Raw genomic sequence first — 13,512 nt, forward strand, 5'->3', positions numbered from 1 at the left:
CGTTTTTTGTTTCATCCAAAGGACACGCCATGTCTTGGTCTGCCGAACAATATATGAAATTCGAAGACGAGCGCACCCGGCCGGCCCGCGACCTGCTCGACCAGATCCCCAATCTGCCCGATGGCGCGCTCTACGATCTCGGCTGCGGCCCCGGCAATTCCACCGAACTGATCCATGACCGTTTCCCCGCCTATATGCTGACCGGCATCGACAGCGACGAAAACATGCTGGTGGCGGCGCGCAAGCGCATGACCAATACGCGCTTCGACAGGGGCGATCTCACGCAATGGGCGCCGCCCAAGCCCGCCGTGCTGTTCTTTGCCAATGCCGTGTTTCAATGGCTGCCGGATCATCTCGCCACGATCGAGCGGCTGATGGGCGAACTCATTCCCGGCGGCACGATCGCCGTACAGATGCCGGACAATCTTGACGAGCCGTCGCATGTGGCGATGCGGGAGCTCGCCGACGATCCGCGTTTTTCGAAATATTACCCGAATGGCGGCAAGCGCCGCTCCGCCCTGCCGCCGCCAGACGTCTATCTCGACCGGCTGGACGCCAGATGCATCCGGATCGATGTCTGGCACACGATCTATTATCACCGGCTGGCCAATGCCGAGGCGATCGTCGAATGGGTCAAGGGCACCGGCCTTCGCCCCTATCTCGACGCCCTGCCGGCGGATGCGCGCGAAGCCTATCTGGCGGCCTATCTCAGGCGCATCCGCGAAGCCTATCCACCGCTTGCCGATGGCCGCGTGCTGTTGAAATTCCCGCGCCTGTTCGTGGTGGCGGTGAAGCGCTAGCGCTCAGCGCGCCTGCGGCGCCAGCGCCTCATGGTGGATGCTGCGGATTTCTTCGGCGACGAGGTGTTGCAGCCGCCAGAGGTTGCGGTCGTGAATGCCGAAATCCTCCAGATGCGACACGGTGTTGTAGAGATATTCCGCGCAGGACCCGAAATGGCCGCAGGCCCGCGCCAATATGCCTGCGACCTGTTCCAAAGGTTGGCGCGAGACAATGCGCTCGCCCGTGGCGCCGACCCAGAAGCCAAGAGCCCGGCAGGGGCCGCTTTCGGACTTGACCGGCAACCAGCGCACCGCATCGATATTTTCATAGGCGCTGACCTCGCGGCGCAGCATGCGTTCGATCTGGGCGGCGCGGTCATCGTCCGGCAGCCTGTAGATGACGCCGTCGCAGCGGCCGCCGCGCTCCAGCGCCATCATCAGGCCCGGCTGCTCATGCGATCCGCGCCAGCGGTTGATATGCAGGCAAAACGACCGGTGCCAGCCAAAGGCGGTTGCCCGCTGTCGGTCGATCGCCTCGAATTCAGGCTTCCAGATCAGCGATCCATAGGCAAAGACCCAGAGCGGCTCGCCATGGCTTTCGCGCTCCAGAGTTTGCGCAAGGGTGCGGTATTGCTCATCGGTGATCGGGGTAAAGCGTCCGTCCGGCCCCGGATCGGTGACATCGCGATGGCAAAGCGCCACCAGATCCGGCGTCAGGGACATTTTTCTTGAATGCGGCATAAAACTCTCGTCTTGGCAGGACAATGTCGGGAGGAAGCATGTGGGGCCTGCCTGCCCAAACTGCCAGAGAGAATTGATCAGTCAAGCAATTCGGCCGCCACCCGATACCCGCAAAGCGTTAGCATTCTCGAACCTGCTCAAACCGGCCGGTAAATCTGCGCGACCGAGCCGCCCGGAAAGGCCGTGGCACTGACCAGTTTGAGACGCCTTGGCGGAACGACGCCGGAGAAAATCGGCGCGCCCCTGCCAAGTACCACCGGGTGCACCAAAAGGACGTATTGATCGACCAATTCCCCGGCAATCAGGCTGCGGGCGAAGGTTGCGCCACCATGGGCAATGATCGGCTTGCCATTGCGGGCCTTCAGCGCGGCGACTTCACTGATGAGATCGCCGCTTGCTACAGTGGCTTCGTTCCAACTTTCAGCACCTGGTTGCAGTTGCACCAATTGCGTGACCGCCAAAGCTTTCAGAAGCAACGGGTCTTGTTTTGAGAAAACGGCCTTCGGAATCTGATTCATCGCAGGCGCGAACGCCATGGTGGAGACCGGCCAGAAAGCGGCCATGGCCTGGAAGGTCCGGCTGCCCATGATATGCAGGCTGGCGTTCGACACGGTCTTGACCGACCAGGCAATGGCCTCCTCGTCACCGCTGAACATCCAGTCGCTTTCGCCGTCCGGGCCGCTGACGAAACCGTCGAGCGACATGGACATTTTCAGGATCAACTCTTTCATCGTTTTCTCCTCGCGCTGGTTGCTCCCCTGTGAATAGACGGCAGCATGCACTCATTCGCCCATCTTTGCGGCAAGAAAATCGATGAAGGCACGGATGCGGGCTGCGAGATGTTCGTGGCCGGTGAAAACCGCGTGGACTTCCTCCGGTTCATGCGGATTGTAATCCTGCAGCACTTCCACCAGCCTGCCGCTGTCGATGTCCGGTTCGACATCGAATTTGCCGATGCGGGCAATGCCGAGCCCTGTCAGGCACAGATTGCGGGCGATCGAGCCGCTGGAGGCCTGGACGTTGCCGGGCGCGGGGCGCGTATAGCGCGCGCTGGAGGCCGGATCGCGAAACAGCCATTCGCCGGGATTGCGGCCGAAGGTGAAGGTGATGCAATTGTGCGCGGCCAGATCTTCCGGGCGCTCTGGCATGCCGCGGCGCGCGAGATAGTCCGGCGTGGCGACCGTGATGCGGTGGCTGTGAAGAAGCTTTCGCGCCTTGAGGCTCGAATCGCGCATCGGCCCGACCCGGATGGCGATATCGGTGCGTTCCTCGATCAGATCGATGATGCCGTCGGTAAAGGACAGTTCGAGACGCACTTCGGGGTAAAGCGCCAGGAATTCGTCCGCAAGCGGGATGATGAAGCGCTCGCCGAAGCCGACGGTCGCGTTGACCCGCAAAAGTCCGCGCGGGGTTGCAAGGCCGCCGCCGGACACGAGTTCTTCGGTCTCGGTGATATCCGAGAGTATCCGCTGCGCCCGCGCCAGATAGATCTCGCCTTCAGGCGTCAGGAGTAGCGAGCGGGTGGTGCGCACCAGAAGGCGGGTGCCGAGCCGGTCCTCGATGCGGGTGACGAGCTTGCTGACCGCCGATGGCGACAGTTTCAGGCGCCGGCCGGCCGCAGAAAAACTCTTGGCCTCGGCGGCTGCCACGAAGACTTCCATTTCGCCCGCCCGGTTGTCCATCACCGCCCCTTATGAATTCAATTCACAGGCATTTATCCATTCCTATGGATTATCACGCAAGTGGCTTTAATCCATATTCCGCTCAACGAAACCCATGACGGCCCGGATCACCGGTGTGCCGCCACCAACACGTCCGGTCTCCCACCGGCGATAAAGGTGCTTCCATGCCTCTTGCCCTGTTTGCCCTCACGATCGCGGCCTATGCGATCGGGACCACGGAATTCGTCATCGTCGGCCTGTTGCCGACCGTCGCCAACGATCTCGGCATTACTTTGCCGCTTGCCGGGTTGATCGTCTCGATCTACGCGCTCGGTGTCACGTTTGGTGCGCCGATCCTGACGGCGCTCACCGGCCGGATCGAGCGCAAGCCGCTGCTCCTTGGGCTGATGGCGCTGTTCATTGCCGGCAATACCATGGCGGCCCTCAGCCCCTCCTATGAAATGCTGCTGGTCGCCCGCGTGCTTTCGGCCTTTGCGCATGGCGTGTTCTTCTCCGTCGGCGCCACCATTGCCGCCGATCTCGTGCCGGAAAACCGCCGCGCCTCGGCAATTGCGCTGATGTTCATGGGCCTGACGGTTGCGATCGTTACCGGCGTGCCGCTTGGCACCTTCATCGGCCAGACATTCGGCTGGCGCGCCACGTTCTTTGCGGTCGCGGGTCTCGGCGTCATCGCGCTTGCCGCCATTGCAGCACTCCTGCCCTCCACCCTGTCGAAGGCAGCACCCGCCAGCATTCTCGATCAGGTCCGCGTGCTGGGGTCCGGCCGCCTGCTCCTGGTCTTTGCCATGACGGCGCTTGGGTACGGTGGCACATTCGTCACCTTCACCTTCCTTGCGGCAATGCTTGAGGATGTCACCGGCTTTGCCGCCTCGTCCGTCAGCCTCGTGCTGGTGCTCTATGGCCTGGCGATCGCTGCCGGCAATATCATCGGCGGCCGCCTTGCCGACCGCAATCCGGTGAAGGCGCTGAGCTGGCTGTTTGCCCTGCAGGCCGCCGTTCTGGTGATCTTCACCTTCACCGCCGCCTCGCCGGTCCCGGCCCTGATCACGCTTGCCGCACTCGGCTTCCTGTCGTTTGCCAATGTGCCGGGCCTGCAGCTTTATGTGGTGCAGCTTGCCAAGCAGCACCGTCCGGGCGCCGTCGATGTCGCCTCCGCACTCAACATCGCCGCCTTCAACCTCGGCATTGCGGCGGGCGCCTGGATCGGCGGTCTGGTGGTTGCCTCGCCGCTCGGGCTGCAGGCAACCCCGTGGGTCGGCGCGATCCTGGTGGCGGGTGCGCTGGTGCTCACCCTCATCAGCGGCATGCTCGACCGCAAGCCGGAACCGGCGGCGGCGGCGGCCTGCACCACCGCTTGACCAAACCGGCGCACGCCACATCTATTCGTCTAAGACATCATTCCAGACCCGGCCGCGTGCCGGGTTTTCTCCCTGAAAGGACATTTCCATGCAGACAGTCAGCGCCAATGGCGCACATATCCCCGCTCTCGGCTTCGGCACCTTTCGCATGCCCGGCCCCGACGTGCTGCGCATCGTGCCGCAGGCAATCAAGCTCGGTTTCCGCCATATCGACACCGCGCAGATCTATCGCAACGAGGCTGAGGTCGGCGAAGCGATCGAGGCATCCGGCGTTGGCCGCAGCGATATCTTTCTGACCACCAAGGTCTGGGTCGATCACTACAAGCATGCCGATTTCCTCGCCTCGGTCGATGAGAGCCTGAAGAAGCTGCGCACCGATTATGTCGATCTCCTGCTTCTGCATTGGCCCAGCAGCGGCGTGCCGCTGGCCGAGCAGATCGGCGCGCTCAACGACGTCAAGACGGCCGGCAAGGTGAAGAATATCGGCGTCAGCAATTTCAACACGGCGCTGATGGCGCAGTCGGTTGCGCTCAGCCAGGCGCCGATCGCCACCAACCAGATCGAATATCACCCCTATCTCGACCAGACGAAGGTGCTGGATGCGGCCCGCGCAACCGGCATGTCGATCACCGCCTATTATGCCATGGCCGATGGCAAGGTGCCGAACGAGCCGCTTCTGAAGGATATCGGCACCAGGCACGGCAAGACCGCAGCCCAGGTGGTGCTGCGCTGGCTCACCCAGCAAAAGGACGTGATCACGCTGTCGAAAACCGCGACGGAAAGCCGGCTGACGGAAAATTTCGACATTTTCGATTTCGATCTCTCCAGCGAAGAGATGGCCTTAATCCACAAGCTTGCCCGCCCCAACGGCCGCATCGTCAGCCCCGGCGGCCTGGCGCCGGACTGGGACCGGGCGGATTGATTATCACAGTTTCACCCTGTCGCGTTCATGCGACAGGGTGGCGAAACCTTGAAGCGGATCACATCGGCGGAACGACGCCGTTGGTGCCGACCACGATCCGCGCGGTGGAGACAGTGCCGTCGGCGGCTTTCTCGGAGGGCACGAACACGGTTGCGCCCGGCTTCAGGTCGGCTTTCGTGGCCTCGGCAAACGTGACGACCGGGGTTGCCGTGGGGATGTCGATCTTCTTTTCCTGTCCCTGGAATTCGACCGTCACCGTTCGTCCCTCGACGGATTGGACCGCATCGGCAACCGTGGCATTGGTCATGGAACTGTTGGGCTTCAGGTCCCAGGCGTAACTGCCCTCGCCCGTCCCTTTCATTGCGGCGGGAAAGATCAGCACTTCCAGCGCGCCGTCGCCGCCCTGCGCCTTCGGCAGAGAGGCAATGCCGACATAATCGCCCGGCTTGATATCCTCGATCGAGGCCTTGGTGACGCCGGAAACCTTCCAGTCCGGCTTGAGCGTGATGCTCTGATCCGTCCCGTCCCTGGTTTTGACGACAAGCGCCGTATCGCTGATGCTGGCAATGGTTCCGCGCACGCGGATGCTGTCGGCCGCGTTTGCCGTCTGGGCGGTGACGGCTGATGCGACCAGCAGACCGGCCGCTGCCGCGCTTGAGAGGAAGCTGCGTTTCATGGGATGGTCTCCGTTGGTTGAGGCTGCGATGCAGGCGGCACGTGCGGCCTGTCATCTGAAACGATGTAGTGCCGGCGGGCGGCCAGCACAGCACCGGCGCGATCACGATGACGCGATCGGTTTTGAACCCGTACCGTCCGCCGGAAATTGCTGTCAGCGCCCAATCCGCCGGGATTTCCAATCTCCAGCAGATCGGATAGAGAGGCGTACGCCCGGCACCAGCGGGCGGCGGAGGGGATTTTTCATGCAGGGCCACCAGACGACGGTCACCGACTTCATGCCGGACTGGGCCGCTATCGTTGCCGTCATTCTCGGCGCGTCGGCCTTTTCGGTGGCGCAGGGGATTACCTATCCGCTGATTTCGCTGACCCTGGAAAGCCGGGGCGTGACGCCGGCGGTCATCGGGTTCAATGCGGTCGGGTTCGCGCTCGGTCTCGCCACGTCGACGCTGTTGATCGGCCAGTTGACGGCGCGGCTGCGCACCGACAAGCTGATCATCATCAGCCTTGCCGGCTGCTCGCTCTGCCTTGCGACCTTTGCGGCGACATCCTCGCTGCCGGTGTGGTTTCTGGCGCGGTTTCTGCTGGGTTTCTTTGCCAGCCTGATCTTTATGCTCAGCGAAGCCTGGATGAACTCCGCCTGCCCCGACCGGCTGCGCGGCCGGGTTTCGGGCCTTTACGGCGCGGGCATTTGCGGTGGGTTTGCCGCCGGTCCGCTGGTCATTCCGCTGATGGGCACCGAAGGCGGCTTCGGGTTTGCGCTGACCGCCGTCTATGTGGCGCTCGTCGCCTTTGCCACCGCGCTGTTGACGCTTTCGACCCGCACGACGCCGGAGGCTTCCTCGACGCGCGACGTGTTCCGCTTCCTGCGCAAGGCGCCGGTGCTGATCGCCATGGTGCTGGCCTTCGGCTTTTCGGACATTGCGGCGATCTCGGTGATGCCGGTCTATTTCGTCAAGACCGGGCATTCGCAGGCCTTTGCGGCGCTCAGCGTCACGGTTCTGGCGCTGCCGACGGCGCTGGCGCAGCCGTTCATCGGCGTGCTGCTCGACCGGCTGCCGCGACGAAAGGTGGCGATCGCCATGGGCGGGCTCGGCGCCTTCGCCTTCCTGATCATTCCGTTCCTGACCTCGCCAATTGCCATTCTCGCCGATTTCGCGCTGATCGGCGCTGCGAGCTTTTCGCTCTATACCTGCGCGCTGACCATGCTGGGCGAACAGTATCGTGGCGGCATGCTGGTGGCGGGCAGCGCGGCCTTCGCGCTCGCCTATGCACTCGGCAGCGGTTTGGGCTCGGGCGCGACGGGATCGATCATGGATCTCTTCGGCGCTCACGCAGCGCCGGTCAGCGTCGGCCTGATCCTGGTGATCTTCACGCTGTTCCTGTCATTGGCCCCACCGAAAGCGGCCTGAGCTGCCTATTCTTTCATCGGGGTTCCCTGATGAAAGGCCATGCGCCATTGACCCTTGGAACAACGCCAGATCGATGAGCGCAGCACACGGCAGTTTTCCCTTGCCGTTTCATAGGTGAGCAGCGCCACCGTTTCCGACAGGCGCGTCAGCCGGTAGTTCTCCGATCGCACCGCCGGCCCTGCCTCAGCGGCCTCGGCAACCAGGGCTGCGATGATGCCGGCACGGGTATAGACCGCACCGGAACTGCCGAACTCGGTAAAATCCGCGTCCAACAATTCCCCTGCGAACAATGCAGAACCGCGCACCTGCGGGTCGTGGAGACGTTCCTCCAGTTGCCTCAGGTGCGCGGCCAAATCGCTATCGGACATCGCGTCCATGGCTTGACGCTGTCAGACGAACTGGCTGAGGCCCGGAACCGAGGCGACGACCTCATCGACCACATCCGGGCCGGCCTTTTCCTTGGCGTAACCGATGGTTTCCTTGGCAAGAGCGGTGATTTCGCCCATGCCGAGACCCTGCGCCATCAGCTGCTGGCCAAGCGCCATGACACCGCCACCGGCGCCGACGGCACTCAGCAGGCCGCCGAGCAGGCCACCGCCGCCGCCGCTGCCTGCGCCATTATATTGCGCAACCAGCGCGTCAGCACCCGGAATGGCTTCGATCATCTTGGCAACCGGGCCGTCGGCGGCTTCGCGCTGCAGAAAGCCGAGCATCATGCCAATGGCTTTTTCAGCCGTTGCCGGGTCGATGCCGACATTTTCCGCGACGCGGGTAACCAGTTCGTTCATGGGTGATTCTCCTCGTTTATTTGACGTGAACGTCAAGGTAAATTATCTCGGATTGAAACTCAAGCACGTGCGGAACGGGTATCCACTGCGCGAGAACCTGAGCATCGTTTCATGCCTTGGTGGCAAAGACAATGCGGCCAAGCCGCACGCCCAGCCTCATGCCCAACCGTGTGCCAAGCCCTGGTTTGCCCCCAATCCATCTGTTGCCGGTGGCCGGTACTCCTCCTATAACAGTCATGGGAAAACAATATGATGAAGGCCGGCGCTACTGCTTTCATCGGCGCAACGGAGACAAGGCCCACATGCTTGAGGACGGGAAGCTCTATATCGGCACCAGCCGGAAACCGGACGATACGATCGACAAGGGCGAATATCTGGATTTCAAATTCGGCAACCGCCACGGGCTCGTCACCGGCGCCACCGGTACCGGCAAGACCGTAACGTTGCAGATCCTGGCCGAAAGCTTTTCCAATGCCGGCGTGCCCGTCTTCTGCGCCGACGTGAAGGGCGACCTGTCGGGCATCGGCGCCATCGGCGAGCCGAAGGGCTGGGTCACCCAGCGTGCCGAGCAGATCGGCTTTACCGATTTCGCCTTCCAGGAATTTCCGGTGATCTTTTGGGATCTCTACGGCGAAAAAGGCCACCGCGTGCGCACCACCATGTCGGAGATGGGGCCGCTGCTGCTCTCCCGGCTGATGAGCGCCACCGATGCCCAGGAAGGCGTCATCAACATCGCCTTCAAGATCGCCGACGAGGGCGGGCTGCCGCTTCTGGATCTGAAGGATTTCCAGGCGATGCTGAATTACATGGCCGAGAACGCCTCTGCCCTTTCGGGCAAATACGGGCTGATCTCCAAGGCCTCGGTCGGCTCCATCCAGCGCGAGCTTCTGATCCTCGAGCAGCAGGGCGCCAAGAATTTCTTCGGCGAACCGGCGCTCAAGGTCTCCGACATCATGCGCACCACCCGCGATGGCCGCGGCGCCATTTCGGTGCTGGCCGCCGACAAGCTGATGATGAACCCGCGCCTTTACGGCACGTTCCTCTTGTGGCTGATGTCGGAACTGTTCGAGGAACTGCCCGAGATCGGCGATCCCGACAAGCCGAAGCTGGTCTTCTTCTTCGACGAGGCGCATCTGCTCTTCAACGATGCGCCGAAGGTTCTGCTCGAGCGCATCGAGCAGGTCGTCCGGCTGATCCGCTCCAAGGGCGTCGGCGTCTATTTCGTCACGCAGAACCCGCTCGACGTGCCGGAAACGGTGCTTGCCCAGCTTGGCAACCGCATCCAGCATGCGCTGCGCGCCTATACGCCGCGCGAGCAGAAGGCGGTAAAGACTGCGGCCGACACGTTCCGCCCCAATCCGGATTTCGACTGCGCCACCGTCATCACCAATCTGGGCACCGGGGAAGCGCTGGTCTCGACGCTCGAAGGCAAGGGCTCGCCCTCGATGGTCGAGCGCACGCTGATCCGTCCGCCGTCGAGCCGCGCCGGTCCGCTGACACCGGCCGAGCGCGCCAACATCATGAGCATCAGCCCGGTGGCCGGGCAATATGACGAGGATATCGACCGGGAATCCGCCTACGAAATCCTTGCCCAGCGCGCTGCAAAATCGACGCAGCAGGCAGAGGAAAGCCGCGAAGCCTCCGAAGCCCCCGCCCCGGCAGCCCCCGGCGGCAGCCGCTGGACCCTGCCCGGCTTTGGCGATGACGACGCGCAGGCACCGGCACAGCCCAAGCCAAAGGCCCGCTCCGGCTACCAGCGTGAAAGCGTGGCCGAGGCCGCGATGAAATCCGTGGCGCGCACGGTCGCCTCCTCTCTTGGCCGGGCTTTGGTGCGCGGCATATTGGGGAGCCTGAAGCGGTAGGCAGGGCTTGATATGGAAAAGGCGGCTCGGGATGGGCCGCGTTTTTCGTGTTTGTTGCGGGGATAGGTTTCGGGAGGGGCGCTGCCGTTTGCGGTCGCGATGCGGGGTTTGGATCCTCGCCTCAAGGGCGAGGATGACGGAGGGTGGGGTTTCGGGCCCGCCAAAAGGCCACACTTGTACAGTTGTCGGCGTTTAAAGGACGGCCTGCGGTGCGTCATCCCGAATTGTGGGCAACGCTCAGATTGCTGAAAACCACTGAAGCCAATTGTCTGGCAAGAGGCCTACCCCACCCGCCGTCATCCTCGCCCTTGAGGCGAGGATCCAGTCAGCGCAAGGCCCGCTGAAAGAGTTTTTTGAGCCAACGGACGCTGAGGCCCTGGATCCTCGCCTCAAGGGCGAGGATGACGGAGGGTGGGGTTTCGGGCCCGCCAAAAGGCCACACTTGTGTAGTTATCGGCGTTTAAGGGACGGCCTGCGGTGCGTCATCCCAGATTGTTGGCAACGCTCAGATTGCTGAAAACCTCTGAAGCCAATTGTCAGGCAAGATGCCTACCCCACCCGCCGTCATCCTCGCCATTGAGGCGAGGATCCGGTCAGCGCAAGGCCTTGCGCTGAAAGAGTTTTTTGACCCGATAGCGGCTGGGGCCTGGATCCTCGCCTCAAGGGCGAGGATGACAGAGGGTGGGGATTTCGGGCCCGCCAGACAATTGGCTTCAGTGGTTGTCAGCACTCCGAGTGTTTCAGGAATCTGCGGGTTGCCAACAATCTGAGATGATTGAACGCAGGCGGCCATCTGAACGCCGTCAGATGCACAGTTGGGTCTTTTTGGCGGGCGCGAAACCCCAACCTTCGTCATCCTCGCCCTTGAGGCGAGGATCCAGTTAGCTCAAGTCCTTAAGTCGAAAGAGTTTTTTGAGCCGACGGACGCCGGGGTGGATCCTCGCCTCAAGGGCGAGGATGACGGAGGGTGGGGGCGCTCTCGCCAGACAATTGGCTTCAGTGGTTGTCAGCACTCTGAGTGTTTCAGGAATCTGAGTGTTGCCAACAATCTGAGATGATTGAACGCAAGCGGCCATCTGAACGCCGTCAGACAGGTGGGTTTTTTTGGCAGGCGCGAAACTCCACCCTCCGTCATCCTCGCCCTTGAGGCGAGGATCCAGGGACCCGGCCAAGAGTGGGCAATCAAACACTTCGAAAACAACCTGCAGAAACCGACAAACCACCGTCCCGGCAGCAAAACGGCGGCCCCATGGAGCCGCCGTTTCTTTTATCCGGACCTGTCTCAGATCAGGCGAGCTTGGCTTCGACTTCCGTCGATGTGCGCAGGGCGTGGCTGTAGGGGCAGACGATATGGGCGGCGGCGACGAGTTTTTCGCCGACTTCGCGGTCAACGCCCGGCAGGCTGACGGAGATGGATGGGGTGATGTAGAAGCCGGTGCCATCGTCGCGCGGGCCGATGCCGACGGTGGCGGTCACCGTTGCGTCTTCCGGGATCTTCACCTTTTCCTTGCCGGCGACAAATTTCAGCGCGCCGAGGAAGCAGGCGGAATAGCCGGCTGCAAACAGCTGTTCGGGATTGGTGCCGGTCGCGCCATCGCCGCCGAGTTCCTTCGGAACGGTCAGCGTCACATCGAGAACACCGTTTTCACTGACGGCATGGCCGGCGCGGCCACCGGTTGCGGATGCCTTGGTCGTGTAAAGAATTGGCATTGTCTGTCTCCTTGGTTCAGCGGTTGATTGCGGGGCGGTAGAGTGCCTACATTTCTAATAGCGCAAAATTTAATTGGACGCAATATAATTTTGCAAATTGCAAAATCCTGCTAAAACTGCGAGAATACGCAGTATGACCAAGGATCAAGACATGCGTAAGGACGATCTGAAAGAAGGCGATGCGCTGGCGCTTGGCCAGCAGCTCTGTTTCGCCGTCTATTCGGTCGCCCATGCCTTCAACCGCACCTATAAGCCGCTCTTGGAAAAATTCGGCCTCACCTATCCGCAATATCTGGTGCTCTTGGCGCTGTGGCAGAAGGACAGGATGACGGTGAAGGGAATTGGCGAAGAGCTTGGGCTGGATTCCGGCACGCTGTCGCCGCTGCTCAAGCGGCTGGAAACCGCAGGCTTCGTCAGCCGCATCCGCGACAAGGGCGACGAGCGCCAGGTGATCGTCACGCTGACGGACAAGGGCGAAGCGCTGAAGGGCGATGCTTTCGGCATTCTGACGGAGATCGGCAAGGCGACGGGGTGCAGCATGGCGGAAGCCGCCGCCCTGCGCTCGGCACTGCACGATCTCAACACGCATCTTGGGGATAATCAGGCGTCCGGGGACTAGCATGCCCGGTTGGCCCATCTCGTGACGGGCGCGCAGGAAAGCCCGCCTTAGGCGGCGGGCCTCTTCATTTCGAAAGTTCAGACCCCGCTCAGATCACCAAAATCGGTGCCTTATCGCGCACGCGGTCGTAGAGGTCGATGACGTCCTGGTTGATCAGGCGGACGCAGCCCGACGAGACGGCCTTGCCGATCGATTGCCATTCCGGTGAGCCGTGCAGGCGGTAGAGCGTGTCTTCGCCATTCTGGAAGATGTACATGGCGCGCGCGCCGAGCGGATTGTCGAGGCCCGGCGCCATGCCGCCATTGGCGATCGAGTATTTTTCCAGATGCGGCTGGCGGGCCACCATCTCGTTCGGCGGCTTCCAGCGCGGCCATTTCTGCTTCCACTGCAGGACGCCCCTGCCCGACCAGGCAAAGCCCTCGCGGCCGATGCCGACGCCGTAGCGCATCGCGGAGCCGTTGGAGAGGATAAGATAGAGGAACCGCTCGCCGGTATCGACGATGATGGTACCGGGTCTTTCGCCAAACGTGTTGTCCACCTCCTGGCGATAGAAGCGGGCGTCGATCTGCTGGTAGGGCACGGCCGGGATGTTGAAGCCGCCATCGAATTTCGGGCCGTACATTTCGGCATAATAGGCCGATTGCAGCGGCAGGCCGGTCGGGGTCATGCCATCGCCCACCGGGCCTTCAAGCTCGGCCCCATAGCGCGGATCGGCAAAACGGCCCTCGAGTGCCGGGTTGCGAAAATAAGGTGCGGTTTCGGCGCGGAAGCGGTCGGTGTTCATCGAGGACGTACAGCCGGCAAGGCCAGCGGACGCGACCGCAAGTCCGGACATGTTGAGAAACTGCCGGCGGGAGAGTGCTTTTGAAGGGGTCATTGAACTCTGTATTTCCGTTTGACGCATAAAGGCGAAAGCGCGGCGAAAGTTCCGCACAGGTATTCTATCCCGGCAGACAATACCGAT

At 62.3% G+C, this 13,512-nt stretch carries 14 protein-coding genes; 6 read left to right on the plus strand and 8 right to left on the minus strand.

Annotated elements, in window-relative coordinates:
- Positions 1-29: 29 nt before the first annotated feature.
- Positions 30-800 (plus strand): trans-aconitate 2-methyltransferase, encoded by a 771-nt coding sequence (gene tam / locus PYR65_RS17145; protein ID WP_276118843.1) that lies wholly within the window; start codon positions 30-32, stop codon positions 798-800.
- Positions 801-803: 3 nt separating this feature from the next.
- On the opposite strand, the gene PYR65_RS17150 is transcribed toward tam, so the two are convergent.
- From PYR65_RS17150 to PYR65_RS17160, 3 genes are all read right to left on the minus strand, one after another.
- Positions 804-1,520 (minus strand): gamma-glutamylcyclotransferase, encoded by a 717-nt coding sequence (locus PYR65_RS17150; RefSeq protein WP_276118844.1) that lies wholly within the window; start codon positions 1,518-1,520, stop codon positions 804-806.
- A 137-nt stretch (positions 1,521-1,657) separates the two neighbouring features.
- On the minus strand, positions 1,658-2,251 hold the full coding sequence (locus tag PYR65_RS17155; RefSeq protein WP_060639907.1) for a dihydrofolate reductase family protein: 594 nt from the start codon (positions 2,249-2,251) through the stop codon (positions 1,658-1,660).
- 51 nt (positions 2,252-2,302) lie between these two features.
- The gene (locus PYR65_RS17160; RefSeq protein WP_276118845.1) at positions 2,303-3,202 is read right to left on the minus strand and encodes a LysR family transcriptional regulator; all 900 of its coding nucleotides are present in this window, start codon (positions 3,200-3,202) and stop codon (positions 2,303-2,305) included.
- A gap of 164 nt (positions 3,203-3,366) precedes the next feature.
- On the opposite strand from PYR65_RS17160, the gene PYR65_RS17165 reads away from it, so the two are divergent.
- Positions 3,367-4,560: an MFS transporter gene (locus PYR65_RS17165; protein WP_276118846.1), complete on the plus strand. Its 1,194-nt coding sequence runs from the start codon at positions 3,367-3,369 to the stop codon at positions 4,558-4,560.
- Between the two features lie 88 nt (positions 4,561-4,648).
- Complete coding sequence (locus tag PYR65_RS17170; RefSeq protein WP_276118847.1) at positions 4,649-5,482, plus strand: aldo/keto reductase; 834 nt, start codon at positions 4,649-4,651, stop codon at positions 5,480-5,482.
- Positions 5,483-5,540: 58 nt separating this feature from the next.
- Here PYR65_RS17170 and PYR65_RS17175 read toward each other — a convergent pair whose 3' ends face one another.
- Complete coding sequence (locus tag PYR65_RS17175) at positions 5,541-6,158, minus strand: hypothetical protein (RefSeq protein WP_276118848.1); 618 nt, start codon at positions 6,156-6,158, stop codon at positions 5,541-5,543.
- A 244-nt stretch (positions 6,159-6,402) separates the two neighbouring features.
- Here PYR65_RS17175 and PYR65_RS17180 point away from each other — a divergent pair, with 244 nt between their 5' ends.
- Entirely contained in the window at positions 6,403-7,569 is a 1,167-nt protein-coding gene (locus tag PYR65_RS17180) for an MFS transporter (protein ID WP_276118849.1), read from the plus strand.
- Positions 7,570-7,574: 5 nt separating this feature from the next.
- Here the strand turns inward: PYR65_RS17180 and PYR65_RS17185 are convergent, their stop codons facing one another.
- Positions 7,575-7,946 carry a nuclear transport factor 2 family protein gene (locus PYR65_RS17185; protein WP_328518492.1) on the minus strand — a complete coding sequence of 124 codons (372 nt, stop codon included), beginning with the start codon at positions 7,944-7,946 and terminating at the stop codon, positions 7,575-7,577.
- 12 nt (positions 7,947-7,958) lie between these two features.
- Positions 7,959-8,357 carry a DUF2780 domain-containing protein gene (locus PYR65_RS17190; RefSeq protein WP_060639856.1) on the minus strand — a complete coding sequence of 133 codons (399 nt, stop codon included), beginning with the start codon at positions 8,355-8,357 and terminating at the stop codon, positions 7,959-7,961.
- Between the two features lie 302 nt (positions 8,358-8,659).
- Here PYR65_RS17190 and PYR65_RS17195 point away from each other — a divergent pair, with 302 nt between their 5' ends.
- Positions 8,660-10,219 carry a helicase HerA-like C-terminal domain-containing protein gene (locus tag PYR65_RS17195; RefSeq protein WP_276118850.1) on the plus strand — a complete coding sequence of 520 codons (1,560 nt, stop codon included), beginning with the start codon at positions 8,660-8,662 and terminating at the stop codon, positions 10,217-10,219.
- A 1,287-nt stretch (positions 10,220-11,506) separates the two neighbouring features.
- Here the strand turns inward: PYR65_RS17195 and PYR65_RS17200 are convergent.
- Positions 11,507-11,929, minus strand: coding sequence for an organic hydroperoxide resistance protein (locus PYR65_RS17200; RefSeq protein ID WP_060639854.1), 423 nt, complete (start codon positions 11,927-11,929; stop codon positions 11,507-11,509).
- A gap of 151 nt (positions 11,930-12,080) precedes the next feature.
- Between PYR65_RS17200 and PYR65_RS17205 the strand changes: the two genes are divergently transcribed.
- Positions 12,081-12,548 carry a MarR family winged helix-turn-helix transcriptional regulator gene (locus PYR65_RS17205; protein ID WP_276118851.1) on the plus strand — a complete coding sequence of 156 codons (468 nt, stop codon included), beginning with the start codon at positions 12,081-12,083 and terminating at the stop codon, positions 12,546-12,548.
- A gap of 88 nt (positions 12,549-12,636) precedes the next feature.
- Here PYR65_RS17205 and PYR65_RS17210 read toward each other — a convergent pair whose 3' ends face one another.
- Positions 12,637-13,425 carry a L,D-transpeptidase family protein gene (locus PYR65_RS17210; RefSeq protein WP_276118852.1) on the minus strand — a complete coding sequence of 263 codons (789 nt, stop codon included), beginning with the start codon at positions 13,423-13,425 and terminating at the stop codon, positions 12,637-12,639.
- Positions 13,426-13,512 lie beyond the last annotated feature (87 nt).

The sequence above is a fragment of the Pararhizobium qamdonense genome (assembly GCF_029277445.1).
Lineage (GTDB): Bacteria > Pseudomonadota > Alphaproteobacteria > Rhizobiales > Rhizobiaceae > Pararhizobium > Pararhizobium qamdonense.